The sequence below is a fragment of the Streptomyces sp. BK239 genome (assembly GCF_004217285.1).
Taxonomy (GTDB): domain Bacteria; phylum Actinomycetota; class Actinomycetes; order Streptomycetales; family Streptomycetaceae; genus Streptomyces.
Window position 1 is genome coordinate 1 of sequence record NZ_SHKS01000010.1, and the last position, 18,272, is coordinate 18,272.

At 73.6% G+C, this 18,272-nt stretch carries 17 protein-coding genes, 2 rRNA genes and 1 pseudogene; 16 read left to right on the plus strand and 4 right to left on the minus strand.

The features are described from left to right. The 4 genes and pseudogenes from EV567_RS25205 to EV567_RS28005 all read left to right on the plus strand — a co-directional run. A 23S ribosomal RNA gene (locus EV567_RS25205) occupies nucleotides 1–73 on the plus strand; the annotation flags it as partial. 102 nt (nucleotides 74–175) lie between these two features. Beyond that, nucleotides 176–292, plus strand: a 5S ribosomal RNA gene (gene rrf / locus EV567_RS25210). A 478-nt stretch (nucleotides 293–770) separates the two neighbouring features. Beyond that, nucleotides 771–1,556, plus strand: a pseudogene (locus tag EV567_RS28640) (hypothetical protein); the annotation flags it as partial. 54 nt (nucleotides 1,557–1,610) lie between these two features. Then, nucleotides 1,611–2,342 carry a tetratricopeptide repeat protein gene (locus tag EV567_RS28005; RefSeq protein ID WP_207228855.1) on the plus strand — a complete coding sequence of 244 codons (732 nt, stop codon included), beginning with the start codon at nucleotides 1,611–1,613 and terminating at the stop codon, nucleotides 2,340–2,342. Between the two features lie 88 nt (nucleotides 2,343–2,430). On the opposite strand, the gene EV567_RS25220 is transcribed toward EV567_RS28005, so the two are convergent. Next, entirely contained in the window at nucleotides 2,431–3,714 is a 1,284-nt protein-coding gene (locus EV567_RS25220; RefSeq protein ID WP_130443957.1) for a DUF1015 domain-containing protein, read from the minus strand. Between the two features lie 73 nt (nucleotides 3,715–3,787). Here EV567_RS25220 and EV567_RS25225 point away from each other — a divergent pair, with 73 nt between their 5' ends. The 4 genes from EV567_RS25225 to EV567_RS25240 all read left to right on the plus strand — a co-directional run bounded on the left by EV567_RS25225 (nucleotide 3,788) and on the right by EV567_RS25240 (nucleotide 8,019). Further along, nucleotides 3,788–4,849: an HAD-IIA family hydrolase gene (locus EV567_RS25225; protein ID WP_130443959.1), complete on the plus strand. Its 1,062-nt coding sequence runs from the start codon at nucleotides 3,788–3,790 to the stop codon at nucleotides 4,847–4,849. A gap of 139 nt (nucleotides 4,850–4,988) precedes the next feature. Next, nucleotides 4,989–6,032, plus strand: a complete 1,044-nt coding sequence (locus EV567_RS25230) for an iron ABC transporter permease (protein ID WP_130443961.1) — start codon at nucleotides 4,989–4,991, stop codon at nucleotides 6,030–6,032. A gap of 92 nt (nucleotides 6,033–6,124) precedes the next feature. Next, nucleotides 6,125–7,144 (plus strand): iron chelate uptake ABC transporter family permease subunit, encoded by a 1,020-nt coding sequence (locus EV567_RS25235; RefSeq protein ID WP_242621005.1) that lies wholly within the window; start codon nucleotides 6,125–6,127, stop codon nucleotides 7,142–7,144. Beyond that, nucleotides 7,141–8,019 carry an ABC transporter ATP-binding protein gene (locus EV567_RS25240; RefSeq protein WP_130443965.1) on the plus strand — a complete coding sequence of 293 codons (879 nt, stop codon included), beginning with the start codon at nucleotides 7,141–7,143 and terminating at the stop codon, nucleotides 8,017–8,019. The genes EV567_RS25235 and EV567_RS25240 overlap by 4 nt, the downstream gene beginning before the upstream one ends. Before the next feature lie 36 nt (nucleotides 8,020–8,055). Here the strand turns inward: EV567_RS25240 and EV567_RS25245 are convergent, their stop codons facing one another. Beyond that, nucleotides 8,056–8,403, minus strand: a complete 348-nt coding sequence (locus tag EV567_RS25245; RefSeq protein ID WP_130443967.1) for an SCP2 sterol-binding domain-containing protein — start codon at nucleotides 8,401–8,403, stop codon at nucleotides 8,056–8,058. A 42-nt stretch (nucleotides 8,404–8,445) separates the two neighbouring features. Between EV567_RS25245 and EV567_RS25250 the strand changes: the two genes are divergently transcribed. From EV567_RS25250 to EV567_RS25270, 5 genes are all read left to right on the plus strand, one after another. Beyond that, the gene (locus EV567_RS25250; RefSeq protein ID WP_130443969.1) at nucleotides 8,446–8,700 is read left to right on the plus strand and encodes a hypothetical protein; all 255 of its coding nucleotides are present in this window, start codon (nucleotides 8,446–8,448) and stop codon (nucleotides 8,698–8,700) included. 35 nt (nucleotides 8,701–8,735) lie between these two features. Then, nucleotides 8,736–9,551: a TlyA family RNA methyltransferase gene (locus tag EV567_RS25255; protein ID WP_130443971.1), complete on the plus strand. Its 816-nt coding sequence runs from the start codon at nucleotides 8,736–8,738 to the stop codon at nucleotides 9,549–9,551. Then, entirely contained in the window at nucleotides 9,548–10,453 is a 906-nt protein-coding gene (locus EV567_RS25260; protein WP_130443973.1) for an NAD kinase, read from the plus strand. The genes EV567_RS25255 and EV567_RS25260 overlap by 4 nt, the downstream gene beginning before the upstream one ends. 100 nt (nucleotides 10,454–10,553) lie before the next feature. Then, on the plus strand, nucleotides 10,554–12,281 hold the full coding sequence (gene recN, locus EV567_RS25265; RefSeq protein ID WP_130444303.1) for a DNA repair protein RecN: 1,728 nt from the start codon (nucleotides 10,554–10,556) through the stop codon (nucleotides 12,279–12,281). Nucleotides 12,282–12,675: 394 nt separating this feature from the next. Then, on the plus strand, nucleotides 12,676–13,797 hold the full coding sequence (locus EV567_RS25270) for a glycosyltransferase family 4 protein (protein ID WP_242620999.1): 1,122 nt from the start codon (nucleotides 12,676–12,678) through the stop codon (nucleotides 13,795–13,797). 51 nt (nucleotides 13,798–13,848) lie between these two features. Here EV567_RS25270 and EV567_RS25275 read toward each other — a convergent pair whose 3' ends face one another. Then, nucleotides 13,849–15,498 (minus strand): PucR family transcriptional regulator, encoded by a 1,650-nt coding sequence (locus EV567_RS25275; RefSeq protein ID WP_130443977.1) that lies wholly within the window; start codon nucleotides 15,496–15,498, stop codon nucleotides 13,849–13,851. Nucleotides 15,499–15,543: 45 nt separating this feature from the next. Next, nucleotides 15,544–15,912, minus strand: coding sequence for a helix-turn-helix domain-containing protein (locus EV567_RS25280; RefSeq protein ID WP_130443979.1), 369 nt, complete (start codon nucleotides 15,910–15,912; stop codon nucleotides 15,544–15,546). A 236-nt stretch (nucleotides 15,913–16,148) separates the two neighbouring features. On the opposite strand from EV567_RS25280, the gene nadC reads away from it, so the two are divergent. From nadC to EV567_RS25295, 3 genes are all read left to right on the plus strand, one after another. Beyond that, on the plus strand, nucleotides 16,149–17,042 hold the full coding sequence (gene nadC / locus EV567_RS25285; RefSeq protein WP_130443981.1) for a carboxylating nicotinate-nucleotide diphosphorylase: 894 nt from the start codon (nucleotides 16,149–16,151) through the stop codon (nucleotides 17,040–17,042). Then, nucleotides 17,030–17,887: a PhzF family phenazine biosynthesis protein gene (locus tag EV567_RS25290; RefSeq protein WP_130443983.1), complete on the plus strand. Its 858-nt coding sequence runs from the start codon at nucleotides 17,030–17,032 to the stop codon at nucleotides 17,885–17,887. Before nadC ends, EV567_RS25290 begins: the two co-directional genes overlap by 13 nt. Nucleotides 17,888–17,953: 66 nt before the next feature. Further along, the gene (locus tag EV567_RS25295) at nucleotides 17,954–18,250 is read left to right on the plus strand and encodes a DUF1330 domain-containing protein (RefSeq protein WP_130443985.1); all 297 of its coding nucleotides are present in this window, start codon (nucleotides 17,954–17,956) and stop codon (nucleotides 18,248–18,250) included. Nucleotides 18,251–18,272: the final 22 nt, after the last annotated feature.

Consider the following 18,272-nt stretch of genomic DNA (forward strand, 5'->3'; position numbering starts at 1 on the left):
GTTGATAGGCCGGATCTGGAAGCACGGTAACGTGTGGAGGTGACCGGTACTAATAGGCCGAGGGCTTGTCCTCAGTTGCTCGCGTCCACTGTGTTAGTTCTGAGGCAACGACTGTTGCCGGCTTTGAGCTGAACATAATTGAAGAGTGTGCTTGTTCGCTCGAAACCATTAGGGTTTCGGTGGTTATAGCGTGAGGGAAACGCCCGGTTACATTTCGAACCCGGAAGCTAAGCCTCACAGCGCCGATGGTACTGCAGGGGGGACCCTGTGGGAGAGTAGGACGCCGCCGAACAATCTTTGGAAGGACCCCTGGTCCCAGCGTTCACGCTGGGACCAGGGGTCCTTTTTTATATGCTTGTGCAGTACCGAAGACAGGAGTCACCATGTCCACCAACTCTCCCGACGACCGACCGGAGCGCGACCAGCGGCGACGGGACGGTGGTGTCCGTGGCGATCGCGGTGAACGAGGTGGCTTCCGCCGCGACTTCGACCGCCGCGACAACGATCGGCGCGGCGGCGGCGACCGCCCCGGCGGCGACCGTGGTGGCAACGATCGCGGAGGCTACGGCCGCCGGGACGACAACCGCGGCGGATTCGGTCGTCGTGACGACCGGCGTGACGACCGCCGCGACGACCGGCGGGGCGACAGCCCCCGTGGCGGGTACGGCGATCGTGACCGTGGCGGCTACGGCCGGCGCGATGACCGCCGCGACGACCGTCGTGACGGCGACCGCGGTTCCCGCCCGTCGTTCCAGCGCGACGACCGTGGTTCCCGTCCGTCGTTCCAGCGCGACGACCGTGGTTCCCGTCCGTCGTTCCAGCGCGACGACCGCGACCGCGGCTTCCGCCGTGACGAGCGGAGCGACCGTGGCGACCGGCCGGCCTTCCGGCGCGATGACCAGCGCAGCGGCTTCGCACGGCGCGACGACCGTGGCGGTGACCGCGGTGGCTTCCGCCGTGACGACAGCCGCACCGGCGACCGGCGCGACGAGCGTCGGGACGACCGCCGCGACGATCGCGGTGGTTACGGCCGTCGCGACGACCGCGACCGCGGCTTCCGCCGTGACGACCGCGGCGACCGTGGCGGCTTCCGCCGTGACGATCGGCGCGATGACCGTCGAGACGACCGCAGGGACGACCGTGGCGGTGACCGCGGTGGCTTCCGTCGTGACGACTCCCGTCCCGGTGGCGACCGCGGCGGATTCCGCCGTGACGACAGCCGCTCCGGTGACCGCGGCGGGTTCCGTCGTGACGACAGCCGCTCCGGTGACCGCGGTGGCTTCCGTCGTGACGACTCCCGTCCCGGTGGCGACCGCGGTGGCTTCCGTCGCGACGACAGCCGTCCCGGTGGCGACCGCGGTGGCTTCCGTCGCGACGACAGCCGTCCCGGTGGCGACCGCGGTGGGTTCCGCGGACGCGACGACCGGCGTGACGACCGCAGGGACGACCGCGGTGGCCGTGGTGGCCCCCGTCGTGACGACCGCGGCGGGCGACCGGGCGGCTTCCGTGGGCGTGACGACCGACGCGACGACCGGCGGGACGACCGCCGTGGCGGTGGCCGGTTCCGTGACGAGCGGGACCGTGACCGCGACCGGGAGCCGATCAAGCGGCTGCCCATCCCGGAAGACGTCACCGGCGACGAGATCGACAAGGACGTGCGGCAGGAGCTCCAGAGCCTGCCCAAGACGCTCGCCGAGGACGTCGCCAAGAACCTGGTGATGGTCGCGCGGCTCATCGACGAGGACCCCGAGGGCGCTTACGGGTACAGCAAGGTGGCGCTGCGGCTCGCGTCGCGCGTCGCTGCGGTCCGCGAGGCGGCCGGGTTCGCGGCGTACGCCAACCAGAAGTTCAGCGAGGCGCTCGCCGAGTTCAGGGCGGCCCGGCGGATGACGGGCAGCGTGGAGCTGTGGCCGGTCATGGCCGACTGCGAGCGCGGGCTCGGGCGGCCGGAGAAGGCGCTGGACATGGCCGGGGCCCCCGAGGTGCACAAGCTCGACAAGGCCGCGCAGGTCGAGATGCGGCTCGTCGCGGCCGGCGCGCGGCGCGACATGGGGCAGCTGGACGCGGCGATCGTGACGCTGCAGAGCCCGGAGCTGGCCTCCCACTCCGTGCAGCCGTGGACCGCGCGACTGCGGTACGCGTACGCCGACGCGCTGCTCGCCGCCGGACGTGAGGGCGAGGCGCGGGAGTGGTTCGCCAAGGCCGTCGAGGCCGACCGGGACGGCAGCACGGACGCGTCCGACCGGCTGGCAGAGCTGGACGGCGTCGAGTTCGTCGACGCGCTCGACGAGGACGCGGTCAAGGGCGAGCCGGCCGAGAGCGACGACGACGCCCAGAGCTGAGGCGCATGTGAGGTGAAGGGGCGGGACCCCGGTCGTCACGACCGGGGTCCCGCCCCTTTCGCGTACCGGGGTCGGGAGAGCCTCGGCGTCAGAGGTCCAGCGCGCGCAGGACCAGGCCGGAGGCCGGCTTCGGGCCGAACGACGTGGACTTGCGGGGCATGGTGACGCCCTGGCGGGCGAGGTCGCGCACGACCTCCTCGCGGACCGGGTGCAGCAGGACGGCCGTGCCGCCGTCGCGCTCCGCCTTCTCCACGGTGGCGGCCGTGTCGTGGATGTAGGCGATGCGGGCCGGGTCGTCCTCGGGGACGTGCCAGACGTGGTGGAGGAGCGTCGCGTGCAGGACCGTCGCGTCCAGTGAGCGCCAGGCCGGCGGTCGGTCGGCGGGGACGGTTCGGGCGAGGACTTCCGGGTCCGGGCGGTCGAGGAGGTGGAAGTCCCCGTCGCCGGCCAGGAGGAAGGCGTTGCCCGCGGCGGCCGCGTCCGCCAGGGCGGTGAGCGCCTCCGGCAGCGGGACGTCCAGGCGGCGGACGCGGAACAGGCCGTCGACGGCGGCCAGCGCGTCGGAGACGGGCAGACCGTGCAGCAGCCGGTGGATGGCGCGGACCCGCAGCGGGTAGCGGAGCGTGTCGACGAGGAGGACGAGGCCGTGGTCCCAGGGGCTGGGGGAGGGGTGCTCCGCGCGTAGACGACGGTAGGTGGCCCAGCGGTGGTGGCCGTCGGCGATCAGGGCCTGACGGGGGGCGAGGTCGGCCTGGACGCGGGCCAGTTCGTCCGGGTCGGTGATGGACCACAGGCGGTGGCTGTAGCCGTCCTCGGTGGTGGTGTGCAGGAGCGGGGGGCGCTCGGCGGTGCGGTCCACGACGTCCGCCGTCGCGCCGTTGCCGTGGTAGGTGAGCAGGAGCGGTTCGAGGTTGGCGTACGTGGCGCGCATGAGGGCGGCGCGGTCGGCGACGACGTGGGGCATGACGTCCTCGTGGGGGAGGACGACGCCGGCGGACGGTTCGGAGACGCGCAGGGCTCCGATGAGGCCGCGCTGGAGCATGCCGTCGGCGTGCCGCTGTTCGTAGACGTACAGGGCGGGTTCGGGGTCGGGGGCCAGGACGCCGTCGGCGAGCCAGCCGCGGAGGGTCGTCGCGGCCTGTTCGTTGCGGACGGCCGGTGTGGTGGCCTGAGGGAGGATCAGCCGGACGATGTTGTGCGGATCCGCGTCCTGGAGCTGGTGCAGGCCGTCGGGGCGGACGACGACGTCGTACGGCGGGGACGTGACGGCGGCGAGGCTGCCGACCCGGTCGGGGTCGTAGCGCAGGCCTCGGAACGGGGTGAGTTCCAGGCCTCGGGGCGCCGTTGCTTCCGAGTGACCTGCAGTGTTCATCCCGGCATCGTACGTGTGTCAGTGGCGTGCGCGATGATCGAGGGAACAGCGAGCGAACGAGGAGCGATGCGGAATGAGCCCGAGCGTCAGGACGAGGCCCGAGGCCAGTGGGCGGGCCCTGAGCGAGGCGTACGACACGGCGCTGCTCGATCTGGACGGGGTGGTGTACGCGGGCGGGAGCGCGATCGCGCACGCCGTCGAGTCGCTGGAGCGGGCTCGTGAGGGCGGGATGCGGCTCGCGTACGTCACCAACAACGCGCTGCGGACGCCCGACGCGGTGGCGGGGCATCTGACGGAGCTGGGGATTCCTACGGAGGCCGGTGAGGTCATCACGTCGGCGCAGGCGGTGGCCCGGCTGATCAGCGAGCAGGTGCCCGAGGGCGCGCGGGTGCTGGTGATCGGCGGGGAGGGGCTGCGGGTCGCTCTGCGGGAGCGCGGGCTGGTGCCGGTGGAGTCCGCCGACGACGATCCGGCGGCGGTGGTGCAGGGGTTCGGCGGCCCGGATCTGCCGTGGGGGCGGTTCGCCGAGGCGTCGTACGCGGTCGCGCGCGGGGTGCCGTGGTTCGCGTCCAACACCGATCTGACGATTCCCAGCGGGCGGGGGATCGCTCCGGGCAACGGGGCCGCGGTGGAGGTGGTGCGGATCGCGACCGGTGCCGAGCCGCAGGTCGCGGGGAAGCCGTTGCCCCCGATGCACCGGGAGACGATTCTGCGGACGGGCGCGGAACGGCCGTTGGTGGTCGGCGACCGGCTGGACACCGACATCGAGGGCGCGTTCAACGGCGGGGTCGACTCGCTGCTGGTCCTCACCGGGGTGACCGACGGGGCGCAGCTTCTGGCCGCGCCGCCGCAGCACCGGCCGACGTATGTGGACGCCGATCTGCGGGGGATGCTCACCGGCCAGCCGGAGGTCACGGCGGACGGGGACGGTTTCCGGTGCGGCGGCTGGACGGCGACGGCGGACGGGGCCGTCGGCGAGGACGAGGGAGGCCGGGAGCGGGGGAGGCTGCGGCTGGACGGGGACGGCGAAGTCCTGGACGGGCTGCGGGCGTTGTGCGCGGCGGCGTGGACGTCGGCGGGTGAGGGTTCGTGCGGGCTCGATGCGGGGAAGGCGCTGGCACGGCTGGGTCTGTGAGGCGGTCCGCGCTCCAGGCGGCCCGTCCGGGGCCGACCGGTGGCCGGGCAGTCAGGCGTCCGGCCGGTGACCAGGCGGTCGGCGTACGGCTCGTGACCGGGGATCGGATCGGATTGGGAGGGTAGGCTAACCTAACTGCGTGTTGGTCGACAGTGTTCCCGAACAGCGCGCGGAGACCGCCCCCGCGCCCCCAACCCGCCGGGCGATACGTGCCGTCGGACTGGTCGTCTCCGTCGCGGTCCTGCTGCTGGTGGCGGTGGCGAGCATCGCCGTCGGCGCCAAGGAGCTGTCGATGGGGCAGGTCTGGCACGGCGTGTTCGAGGGCACGGGGACGTACGCCGACGTCGTCGTCGACGAGCGGCTGTCGCGGACCGCGCTGGGCCTGCTGGCCGGGGCGGCGCTCGGGCTGGCCGGCACCGTGCTCCAGGCGCTCACCCGCAATCCGCTGGCCGACCCCGGTCTGCTCGGCATCAACGCGGGCGCGTCGGCCGCCGTGGTCACCGCTCTCACCTACTTCGGCGTCACCAGCCTGAGCGGCTATGTGTGGTTCGCGTTCCTCGGCGCGGCGGCGGTCGGGGCGCTGGTGTGGTTCCTCGGCGGCAGCCGCAGCGCCACGCCGGTGCGGCTGGCGCTCGCCGGCACCGCGATCAGCGCCGCCCTGTTCGGCTACGTCCAGGCCGTGATGATCATGGATGAGGCGGCGCTCGCCAAGATGCGTTTCTGGACGGTCGGTTCGCTGTCCTCGGCGACAGACGACACGATCCGGCAGGTGCTTCCCTTCATCGCGGTCGGCACGCTGCTCTCGCTCGCCTTGGCCCGTCCGCTGAACGCGGTGGCCATGGGCGACGACACCGCCAGGGCGCTCGGCGCGCACCTCGGCCGGACCCGGGCGCTGTCGATGCTCGCCGCCACCGTGCTGTGCGGCGCGGCGACCGCCGCGTGCGGGCCGATCGTGTTCGTCGGGTTGATGGTCCCGCACGTCGTCCGCTCCTTCACCGGCCCCGATCTGCGCTGGATCATGCCGTACGCGGCGATCCTGTCGCCGGTGCTGCTGCTCGGCTCCGATGTGATCGGGCGGGTCGTCGCCCGTCCGTCGGAGGTCCAGGTCGGCATCATCACCGCGATCATCGGCGGCCCGGTCTTCATCTTTCTCGTACGACGGCGGAGGACGGCCCAGCTGTGAAGAGCGCATCCCACACCGCACCGCGAGAACGAGACACGGCCCGGCCCGGTCAGGCGGGGCAGGGCGCCCGGACCTCCCGCGCTGTCCGCGCGCTGCGCGGGCCCGGAGGGATCTCCCTGCGCGTGGACGTCCGTGCCCTGGTCGTCGTCGTGCTGCTGCTGCTCGCCGCGCTCACCGCGAGCGTGGTGCTGATCGGCACCGGCGACTTCCCGATCTCCGCCGGGGACGTGCTGAAGACGCTGGCCGGGAACGGCACCGAGGGGCAGGAGTTCATCGTCAACGAGCTGCGGCTGCCTCGCGTCCTGGTCGGGTTGCTGGTCGGGGCCTCGCTGGGGCTCGGCGGCGCGGTGTTCCAGGCGGTGTCCCGCAATCCGCTGGGCAGCCCGGACGTGCTCGGCCTCGGGCAGGGTGCGACGGCCGGCGCGCTCGTGGTGATCGTGCTGCTGTCGGGCTCCGCCGGCCAGGTCGCCGCGGGGGCGCTGGCCGGCGGTCTCGTGACCGGCGCGGCCATCTATCTGCTCGCCTGGAAGCGGGGTGTGCACGGTTACCGGCTGGTGCTGGTCGGCATCGGCGTGTCGGCGATCGCCACCGCCGTCAACGGCTATCTGCTCACCAAGGCCGACCTCGTGGACGCGGCCCGCGCGGTGGTGTGGATGACCGGCTCGCTCGACGGCCGCGACTGGAAGCAGGTGTGGCCGCTGCTCGCGCTGTTCTGCGTGCTCGTCCCGCTCGTCCTCGCCAACGCGCGGGGCCTGCGGATGATGGAGATGGGCGACGACGTCTCCAACGCCCTCGGGGTCCGGGTGGAGCGCGTACGGCTGCTGCTGATGGTGGCCGCCGTCCTGCTCACCGCGTCCGCCACCGCCGCCGCCGGCCCCGTCGCCTTCGTCGCGCTCACCGCGCCGCAGCTCGCCCGCCGGCTGTCCCGCTCGCCGGGACCGAACCTGGTGCCCTCCCTGTGCATGGGCGCCGCCCTGCTGGTCACCGCCGACTGGGCCGCCCAGCGGCTGTTCGGCGACGGACAGCTTCCCGTGGGCGTGGTCACCGGCGTCCTCGGCGGCGTCTACCTGCTGTGGCTGCTGGTCGCCGAGCGGCGGTCGGGCCGGATATGAGTTCCCGCACTCCCGCCGGCAGCGGGACGAACAACGCTAGGAGCACCGTGAACCGCCTGTCCGCCGAGAACGTCACCCTCGCCTACGACCAGCGGGTCATCGCCGAAGACCTGTCGGTGGAGATCCCCGACAACTCCTTCACCGTGATCGTCGGCCCCAACGCGTGCGGCAAGTCGACGCTGCTGCGGGCGCTGTCGCGGATGCTGAAGCCGAACGAGGGCCGGGTGCTGCTGGACGGGCAGGTCATCCAGTCGATGCCGGCGAAGAAGGTCGCGCGGACGCTGGGTCTGCTGCCGCAGTCCTCGATCGCGCCGGACGGCATCACCGTCGCCGACCTGGTGGGCCGGGGCCGCTACCCGCACCAGGGCGTCCTGCGCCAGTGGTCGGCGCAGGACGAGCGGGTCGTACGGGAGTCCATGGCGCGCACGGGCGTCGGCGAACTCGCCGACCGGTACGTCGACGAGCTGTCGGGCGGCCAGCGTCAGCGCGTGTGGATCGCGATGGCCCTCGCCCAGCAGACCCCGCTGCTGCTCCTCGACGAGCCGACCACCTTCCTCGACATCCAGCACCAGATCGACGTCCTCGACCTGTGCGCCGAGCTGCACGAGGAGCAGGGCCGCACCCTGGTCGCCGTCCTGCACGACCTCAACCACGCCGCGCGGTACGCCACGCACCTGATCGCGCTCAAGGGCGGCACGGTCGTCGCGCAGGGCGCGCCGGGCGACGTCGTCACCGCGGAGCTGGTGGAGGAGGTCTTCGGGCTGCGCTGCCAGGTCATCGACGACCCGGAGACGGGCACCCCGCTGGTGGTGCCGGCGGCGCGGAAGGCGCGGGCGGGCGGTGTGACGAAGGTCGCGGCCGCCGAGACCTCCTGAGCCGGCGGCTCGCGGGGGCGCCCACACGCCGGGCCGCTACAGGAGCTTCCTGAGGTGGAACAGGTCGCGCAGACCCGCCTCCAGCCGCACCCGGCCCGCGCCCCACGCCTTCGCGAAGTTCAGCTCGCCGTCGACCAGCGCCACCAGGTCGTCGCCCGTCATGGCCAGCCGGATCTGCGCCTTCTGCGGCGGCGGCCCCTGAAGGGTGTCGTCGACCTGTATGCGGCCGTCGGCCATGCGCCCCGTGAAGGTGACGTCCAGGTCGGTGACATGGCAGCTGACCGAGCGGTCCATGGCCGCGGCCTGCCGGACGTCGCCGTCGGCGTCCCGCATCTTGTCCGACAGCTTCTCCAGTGCCGTACGGCACTCCTCGATCGTGGCCATAGCGCCCGACGGTACCTCAGCGGTTCGCGGTAGCGTCGAGGCATGAACGACTCAGCGCCGGACGACGAGGTCCCGCACGGCCCACCGGAGGGCGACCAGCGCGGCGGCGAGGCCGGCCCCGGCGCGCCCGGCCCGTTGCTCGTGCCCCGCACGCCCACCGGCCACGACGTGGTGGACGCCTGTCTGGACCGGCTGGCCGACGCCGACCACCTCGCCACCGACGGCCACGTCGAGGTGTACGAGGATGTCCACCGGGGACTGCGCGACGCGCTCACCGCGCTCGACGCCCCGCTTTGATCCACCGTACGGACAACACAGGAGCTGAACCGAACGTGGCAGGAGTCGCACGCCGTCGTCTGGACTCGGAGTTGGTGCGCCGGGGGCTCGCGCGGTCGCGGGAGCACGCCGGCCAGCTGATCGCCGCGGGGCGGGTCACGGTCGGCAAGACCGTCGCGACCAAGCCGGCCACACAGGTCGAGACGGCGGCCGCGATCGTCGTCGCGACCGACGCCGACGATCCCGACTACGTGTCACGCGGCGGGCACAAACTGGCCGGCGCGCTTGAGGCGTTCATGCCCCGGGGGCTCGTCGTCGAGGGGCGGCGGGCGCTGGACGCCGGCGCGTCCACCGGCGGTTTCACCGATGTGCTGCTGCGGTCGGGCGCCGCACACGTCGTCGCCGTCGACGTCGGATACGGACAACTCGCCTGGTCCCTGCAGAGTGATGAACGCGTCACCGTCAAGGACCGTACGAACGTACGCGAGTTGACGCTCGAAGCGATCGATGGGGAGCCTGTGGATCTTGTCGTGGGGGACTTGTCCTTCATTCCGCTCGGGCTGGTGCTGCCGGCCCTGGCGCGGTGCACCAAGCCGGACGCCGACCTGGTGATGATGGTCAAGCCGCAGTTCGAGGTGGGTAAGGAACGACTGGGCAGCGGGGGTGTCGTGCGCAGCCCGCAGCTGCGGGCGGAGGCGGTGCGGGGCGTGGCCGCGAAGGCGTGGGACCTCGGACTCGGGGCGGAGGGGGTCACCGCCAGTCCGCTGCCCGGGCCGTCGGGCAACGTCGAGTACTTCCTGTGGCTCCGGGCCGGGGCGCCCGCCCTGGACCCGGCCGATGTCGAGCGTGCAGTGGCGGAGGGGCCGCGTTGACACAGAACCGAGCGCGTACTGTTTTCCTGCTCGCCCACACGGGCCGGCCCGCGGCGATCCGCAGTGCGGAACTGGTGGTCAAGGGGCTGCTGCGGTCCGGCATCGTGGTGCGCGTCCTCGAGTACGAGGCCGCCGACCTGCCCCTGCCGAGCGAGGTGGAGCTGGTCTCCGAGGCCACCCCGCAGTGCCTGGAGGGCTGCGAGCTGCTCATCGTCCTCGGCGGCGACGGCACGCTGCTGCGCGGCGCGGAGTTCGCGCGGGCGTCCGGGGTGCCGATGCTCGGCGTGAACCTGGGCAGCGTCGGCTTCCTGGCCGAGGCCGAGCGCGACGACCTCGACAAGGTCGTCGACCGGGTGGTGTCGAAGGCGTACGAGGTCGAGGAGCGGATGACCGTCGACGTCGTCGTGCACCGCAACGGGGACATCGTGCACACCGACTGGGCGCTGAACGAGGCGGCGGTGCAGAAGGCCGGCGCGGAGAAGCTGCTCGAGGTCGTGCTGGAGATCGACGGGCGGCCGGTCACCGGCTTCGGATGCGACGGCATCGTCCTGTCGACGCCGACCGGCTCCACGGCCTACGCGTTCTCGGCGGGCGGGCCGGTGGTGTGGCCCGAGGTCGAGGCGCTGCTGATGGTGCCGATCAGCGCCCACGCGCTGTTCGCGAAGCCGCTGGTGACCTCGCCGAACTCGGTGCTCGCGGTCGAGCTGCTGCCGCACATCCCGCCGGGCGTGCTGTGGTGCGACGGACGGCGTACCTTCGAGCTGCCGCCGGGGGCCCGGGTGGAGGTGCGGCGCGGGTCGGTGCCGGTGCGGCTGGCCCGTCTGCACCACGCGTCGTTCACCGACCGCCTGGTGGCGAAGTTCGCGCTGCCGGTGGCCGGGTGGCGGGGGGCACGGCACTGAGCGGTTCGCGGGCCGTGCGCTGAACTCCACTCACCCGGGTGACAGGGTGCCTCGCACTCCCCGGCTCCGACCTCGTAAGGTCTTCTCCGTGTTGGAGGAGATGCGGATACGGTCACTCGGGGTCATCGACGACGCGGTCGTCGAGCTGTCGCCCGGCTTCACCGCCGTCACCGGTGAGACGGGCGCGGGCAAGACCATGGTGGTCACCAGCCTCGGCCTGCTCCTGGGCGGGCGCGCCGACGCCGCGCTCGTGCGGATCGGCGCCGAGAAGGCGGTCGTGGAGGGGCGGATCGCCGTGCCCGCGGACGCCTCGGTGGTCGTACGGGCCGAGGAGGCCGGGGCCGAGCTCGACGACGGCGCGCTGCTGATCAGCCGTACCGTCTCCGCCGAGGGGCGCTCACGGGCGCACGTCGGCGGGCGGAGCGTGCCGGTGGGCCTGCTCGCCGACCTCGCGGACGAGCTGGTGGCCGTGCACGGGCAGACCGACCAGCAGGGGCTGCTGAAGCTGTCCCGGCAGCGGCAGGCCCTCGACCGGTACGCCGGGGACGCGGTGGCCGTGCCGCTCGCCAAGTACACCGAGGCGTACAAGCGGCTGCGGGCCGTGGCCGTCGAGCTGGACGAGATCACCACGCGCGCGCGTGAGCGGGCCCAGGAGGCCGACATGCTGCGCTTCGGGCTGGAGGAGATCGGCGCCGTGGAGCCGCGTGCCGGGGAGGACGCGGAGCTGGCGGAGGAGGCGGAGCGGCTCGGGCACGCGGAGGCGCTGTCCTCGGCGGCGACGGCCGCGCACGCCGCGCTGGCCGGGAATCCCGAGGACCCGGAGGGCATCGACGCCGCCACGCTCGTCGCGGGCGCGGCGCGGGCCCTGGAGGCGGTGCGGGCGCACGATCCGGCGCTGGCCGCGCTCGCGGACCGGATCGGTGAGCTGGGCATCCTGCTCGGCGACGTGGCCGGCGAGCTGGCCGGGTACGCCGACGATCTCGACGCCGACCCGCTGCGGCTCGCGGCGGTCGAGGAGCGGCGGGCCGCTCTCACGGCGCTGACCCGCAAGTACGGCCATCCCGGCGAGGGCGTCGACGCGGTGCTGACCTGGGCCGAGCGGGGCGTCGTACGGCTCACCGATCTGGACGGCGACGACGAGCGGATCGACGAGCTGACCGCGGAGCGGGACGCGCTGCGGGTCGAGTTGGGCGGGCTGGCGCAGGCGTTGACGGACGCGCGGACGGAGGCCGCGGACCGGTTCGCCGCCGCTGTGACCGCCGAGCTGGCCTCGCTGGCGATGCCGCACGCGCGGGTGTCGTTCGAGATCAGGCAGTCGGAGGACGCGGAGGGCGTGGAGGTCGGCGGGCGTGCCGTCGCCTACGGGCCGTCCGGCGTCGACGAGGTCGAGCTGCTGCTCGCCCCGCATCCGGGCGCGCCGCCGCGGCCGATCGCCAAGGGCGCGTCCGGCGGTGAGCTCTCGCGGGTGATGCTGGCGGTGGAGGTCGTGTTCGCGGGCACGGATCCGGTGCCGACGTATCTCTTCGACGAGGTCGACGCGGGCGTGGGCGGCAAGGCGGCCGTGGAGATCGGGCGGCGGTTGGCGCGGCTCGCGAGGACCGCGCAGGTCGTGGTGGTCACGCATCTGCCGCAGGTCGCGGCTTTCGCCGACCGGCAGCTGCTGGTGGAGAAGACGAACGACGGGTCGGTGACCCGCTCCGGCGTGAAGGTCCTGGAGGGCGAGGAGCGCATCCGGGAGCTGTCGCGGATGCTCGCGGGCCAGGAGGACTCCGAGACGGCCCGGGCGCACGCGGAGGAGCTGCTCGCGACGGCGCGGGCGGACGTGTAGGGGACGACCGGCGGCGCGTGCGGGGGACGCGCGGACGCGCGAAGGGCGCGGAAGAGGCGCGTATGGGGGCGCGTTCGCGCGCGGGCCGGCGGCGCGAGCGGCCGGACGCGCAGGACACACGGTTGGTGAGGGGCGGGACGGAGGTCTACGGGCCGCTGTCCCGCCCTTCGCCCTTCGGTGGGCGACATCGAACGGAACCCCGCCTTCCTTCACTCGTGTGGGTGACAAGAGGGGCGGTGTTGCCGGGAACGCGGCAGCTCGGCGGCACGGAACACCCGTACGTGCTGGCATCCTTGGCACAGGACGAGAGGAGTTCGAGCGGTCCACCCCTTCGCCCGGCTCTTCCGTACGTATCTTCGTGACCGTCCGACGCCGACCCAGGAGCTCCGGCCACGTGAGCAGCCACCCACCGCACGGCCAGTCGCCGCTGCGCACCGTGCAGGTGCTGGGCGGCGGCAACGCGGGCAGCAGCGCCCACGTGCGCTCGCTGGCCGCGGGGCTCGTCGCACGGGGCGTGCGGGTGACGGTGTGCGCCCCCGCTGAGGCCGACCAGGCCTACGGCTTCACGGACGCCGGCGCCGCACACGTGCACGTGCCGCGCAGCAGCGACCCGGGCGCGGTGGCGGCGCTGAGGGCGGCCTGCGCGGACGCCGACCTCGTCCACGCGCACGGGCTGCACGCCTCGTTCCGGGCCGTCCTCGCGCTCAGCGGGCGGCGCACCCCGCTCGTCGTCACCTGGCACAGCCGGGCCCATGCCGAGGGCGCCCGCGCCCATCTGCTGCGGCTGTTGGAGCGGCGGGTGGCGAAAGCCGCCGCCGTGGTGCTCGGCACGACCTCCGATCTCGTGGACCGGGCCCGCCGCACGGGCGCGCGGGACGCGCGGCTCGCCGCCGTGGCGCTCGCCGTGTCCCGGCGGGAGCGGGCCGACCCGGAGCTGCCGGGGCCCAAGGTGCGGGCCGAACTCGGCGCGATCGGACGCCCGTTGCTGGTGGCCGTCGGTTCTCTCGACCGTCACCGCGGCCATGACGTCCTGCTGGACGCCGCGCGCGCGTGGCGCCGGCTCGATCCGCTGCCGCTGGTCGTCGTCGCGGGGGAGGGGCCGTTGCGGGCGGAGCTCCAAGGGCGCATCGAAGCCGAGGAGTTGCCCGTGCGGCTCATCGGGCGCCGGGACGACGTGGGCGAACTGCTCGCCGCCGCCGACCTCGCGCTGCTGCCCGGCGACGGGGAGTCACGCTCGGCCCTGGCCCAGGAGGCCCTGCACGCGCGCGTGCCGCTCGTCGCCGTCTCCACCGGCGGTGTGCGCGCGCTCGTCGGCGACGCGGCCGAACTCGTCCCGCACGGCGACGCGGACGCTCTCGCCGCCGCCGTCGTACACCTCCTCGCCGACCCCGGCCACTGCGAACGGCTACGCCGCCTGGGCGCGCTCCAGGCCGCGACCTGGCCCACGGAGGACGAGACCGTCGCCCAAGTCCTCAGTGTCTACGACGAGTTGACTCAACCTCAGCCGATGATCTGACCGTGTGTCGCCGGGCCGCCCGCCTCGCCCGCGGAGTGTGCAGGAGGACGCTCACGGCACATGGCGGCGGGCCCTGAGGGCCAGGCTCAGAGCCAGAACGGTCTGCGGGTCGTCCAGGTCGCTGCCCAGCAGTTCGCCGATGCGGGCCAGCCGGTTGTAGAGCGTCTGGCGGTTCAGATGCAGTTCGCGGGCCGTCTCCGCCTTGCGCCCCGCATGGGCGAGATACGTCTCCAGGGTGGGCAGCAGGGGCGGCTTGGAACGGCGGTCGTGGTCGCGGACCGGGCCGATCGCGCGGTCCACGAAGGCCGCCAGGTCGCGATGGTCGCGCAGCCGCCACAGCAGCAGGTCGATGTCCAGACGGCGGGCGTCGTACCAGGGACGGTCCGGCAGGCCCTGCGCCGCCGTCGCCGTCTCCGCCGAGTGCCGCAGCCCCGCCGACGCCGCCGCCCAGCCGCCCGCCACCCCGACGACCACCACCGGCGGCTGGGCCCCCGGCCGCAGGATGCCGGCCCGCTCCACCCCGGCCCGCAGCGCCGCCGCCACCCGGTCCGCCACCGCCGGCCGCTCCGACTCCGACCGCAGCCCCAGCAGCAGAGGCACCCGGCCCTCCACCGGGCGCACGCCCAGCAGCGCCGGCACGCCCACCGACGCCAGCTCCTCCGCGACCGCCCGCGCCAGCACCGCCCAGCCGCCGCCCGGCGAGAGCGCGTCGCCCAGCCGCATCACCACCGGCAGCAGCGGGCCGGCCCCGGGCCTGAAACCCAGGACGCGCGCCTGCGCCGGCGCGTCCTCCGCCGCGACCCGCCCCTCGGCGAGATCGGTGAGGAAGTCTCCCCGGCCCCGCGCCGCGAGCTCCTCCTCCTGCCGCGCCTGCATCAGCACGACGGCCAGGATCCCCGCCGCCCGCTCCGCGGCGATCCGGTGCACCGGAGCGAGCGGGGCGCGCACGGGCAACAGCGCGAGCCGGGCCCGCGCCGAACCCGCCCCCGGGCCAGGACCGCCCCCGGGGACGTCCACCAGCACCGAACCGGCGGGCGGCGGCACGTCCTTGTGCGGGCCGCGCAAGCCCTCCCAGACCTGGAGCGGATCGGCGCCCTCCGGTCCGGCTCCGGCGGCGTACAGCAGCCGGCCGTCCGTCGTCTCCAGGAAGACGGGGTTGCCGCTGAAGTCGGCCAGGATGCCCAGCACCTGCGGGATGCCGCCCCCGCCCAGCAGCGCCTGCGTGCACCGGCGGTGCACCTCCTCCGCCTGCTGGAGCAGGGCGTAGTGGCCGTTGACGATCTCGGTGTGGACCTCCTCCGTGACGGTCACGAAGGCCACCTCGCGGTGCAGCTGGACCAGCGGCAGGCCGGTCGTCCGCGCCGTCTCCACCAGGGCCGAGGGCAGGCGGGTGAAGCGCGGGCCCAGCTCGATCACCAGGGCGGCGATGCCCCGCTCGGCCAGGGTGCGCACGAACGCCCGCTGCTCGGCCGGACGGGTGCCGAGGCCGTAGCCCGTGGTCAGCAGCAGCTCGCCGCCCTTGAGCAGGGAGGCGATGTGCGGGACCTCGCCCGCGTGCACCCAGCGCACGGTACGCCCGAGCCGCTCGGCGCCGGCCAGGACCTCCGGCAGCCCGCTGCGCAGACCGGGCAGCTCCAGCGCGCGCCGCACGGTGATGCCGGCGCCCTGGCTGTCGAAACGGTGGTCCGTGGGGCTGTCCATGCAGCGGACGCTACCCCTGGCGACCGGACGGCTCACGCGGGGTGGTCAGTCCGCGGAGTCCCCCTCCGGCGTCCCGTCGTCCACGGTGTCCGGATGTGAGACGTGGCCGGCGGTCCGGCCGCCGGTGTGGTCCGTCCCTTGCGGGTCGATCGCGGCCGCCCAGTGTTCCGCCCAGCGGGCGAGGGGGTTCAGGGCGTGGCGTGCCTCCTGTCCCAGCGGGGTGAGCTCGTAGCGGCTGTCCGGCAGTTGGTGGATCACCTGGGCATCCAGCAGTTCGGTCAGGCGCTGCCGCATCACGCTGGAGGACATGTCGTCGCACCGCTTCTGCAAGGGGCGGAAGCCGAGCGGACCGGCGCGGAGCTCCCACACGATGCGCAGACTCCACCGCCGCCCGAACAGATCGAGTGCGGCCATGAGGGGGCGGCCGGTGGTCGAGCCGCGAACAGGACTGCCAGGTCTGGGTGTTGCCATCTCGGGATGTCCAGCTCTCCAGGGTTGATGCTTCGAATTCCGACACGCTAGCATCGGTGACCGCTTCGGAAATCGAAACGGGGGCGGGACCGGCCGGGAGGACCGGCACATGCGCAAGATGCCCGCCTCGTCAGCGGTTGCCGCCACCGAGCCGACGTCCACCCAGAGCCGGAGACCAGATGACCACGACCGAGTTCCCCTGGGCGGCGGCACGGGCCGCCGTCGCCGCCGCCCTGGCCGAGGACGCGTCAGGGAAGGACATCACCACCGAGTGGAGCTTTCCCGAGGACCTGGCGGCCACGGCGGAGATCCGCACCCGGCGAAGCGGCATCGCCGCCGGCCTCCCCGTGGTCGCCGAGGTCTTCGCGCAGGTCGACCCCGACGTCAAGGTCGAGCCGGCCGTCGCCGACGGCGCCCGACTGGCCGACGGCCAGGTCCTGGTGCGCCTGTCCGGTTCGGCGCGCAGCCTGATCACCGGGGAGCGTACGGCGCTCAACTTCCTGCAGCGCATGTGCGGCATCGCCACGCTGACCGACCGCTACGTCCAAGCCGTGGCAGGGACCAGGGCGCGCATCCTGGACACGCGCAAGACGGCGCCTGGCCTGCGCGCCCTGGACAAGTACGCGGTCACCGCCGGCGGCGGCCACAACCACCGCCCGGACCTCGCGGCGATGGTCCTGCTCAAGGAGAACCACATCGCCGCGGCCGGCGGGGTGACCGCCGCGATCGAGGCGGTCAAGCGCGGGATGGCGCGCACCGGGTGGACCGTGGAGAGCGACGTCGAGGTGCAGACCGTCACCCAGGCCGTCGAGGCCCTCGACGCCGGAGCCCGCTGGATCATGCTCGACAACATGCCGGTGGCCGACATCGAGCAGGTCGTGACGGTCCGGGCCGGGCGGGCCGACGCTTCCCGGATCCTGCTGGAGGCCTCGGGCACCGTCACCCTGGACACGGTTCCCGCCGTCGCCGGGACGGGCGTCGACCTCGTCTCGGTCGGGGCGTTGACGCACAGCGCGCCCGCACTCGACCTGACCATGCTGCTGACCACCGGGCCGGCGCCATGCCCGAGGTAGCGGTCGTCGACGCGTGTCAGCGAGACGGCGCGGGGGGCAGCCCGACCGCCGTTCTGGATGACGCGCCGTTCACCGACGAGGAGCGACGCCGCATTCCCGCGGGGTTGGGGACATCGCACGCCGTCTTCCTCCGCGCGACCGGGATCGAACGTCGCCGGCCCGCGTACACACTGCGGTTCTTCACCGCCCGGGACGAACTGCCCGCCTGCGGCCACGGCACCGTCGCCGCCCTCGCCGTGCTCGCCGAACGGGAAGGAGGCGACCACGACTACCGCGCCGTCCTGCGTACGGCCCGCCGCAGCTTCGACGGTCGGGCAAGCCGAAACGGCGACGGCCTGACGGCGTCCTTCGACCCGGGCCCGGTCAGCCTGCGTAGTGCCGGTGGGCCCGAACTGAGGGCAGTCGCAGGCGGCCTCGGACTGACGCAGGACGCGGTCGCCGGCGACGCCTGCGTGGCGTCGAACGGGCGGCCGAGGCTTCTGCTGCCCATCCGATCCCGCGCCGCACTGGCCGAACTCACGCCGGACTCGATCATGTTGCGCGCGGCCTGCGACCGCTACGGTCTGCTGGGCTGCTACGCCTACTCGCCCCCGGACCGACACGGCCGGGCAGCGGCCCGGATGTTCGCCCCGTCGATCGGCGTCCCCGAAGACATCGCCAACGCCAACAGCACGGCCTGCCTGGCAGCGCGTGCTGCCGGGTTCGGCACACACCGCCTCGCCGTCGACATGGGTGACCACCTCGGCAGCCCGTCCACCATCACGGCGACCGTCCACCGCGACCGCACGGGACACCGGATCCGGGTCGGCGGCCGGGCAGCGATCGTGCGCACGGTCATGCGCTGACCCATGGCGCGCCGGCTGTGGATCCGAGCATGCTTCTGATCATCGATTCCGAACACGGGAGGCACCATGGCCAAGGGCTACTGGGTCAGCGTCTACCGCACCATCGCAGACCCCGAGAGGCTTGCCGCCTACGACAAGCTGGCCGGTCCAGCCGTCAGGGCCGCGGGCGGGCGGCTGCTCTCCCGCGGCAGCCGGGTCGTCGCACACGACGCCGGAATCGCCGAGCGCACCATCCTGATCGAGTTCGACAGCTTCGAACAGGCGGTCGCCGCACGAGCGAGTGCGGCCTACCAGGAGGCGCTGGCCGTACTCGCTGACGGCGTCGAGCGCGACTTCCGCATCATCGAAGGCCTCGACCGATGAGGACACGGGATCCGGGATCCCG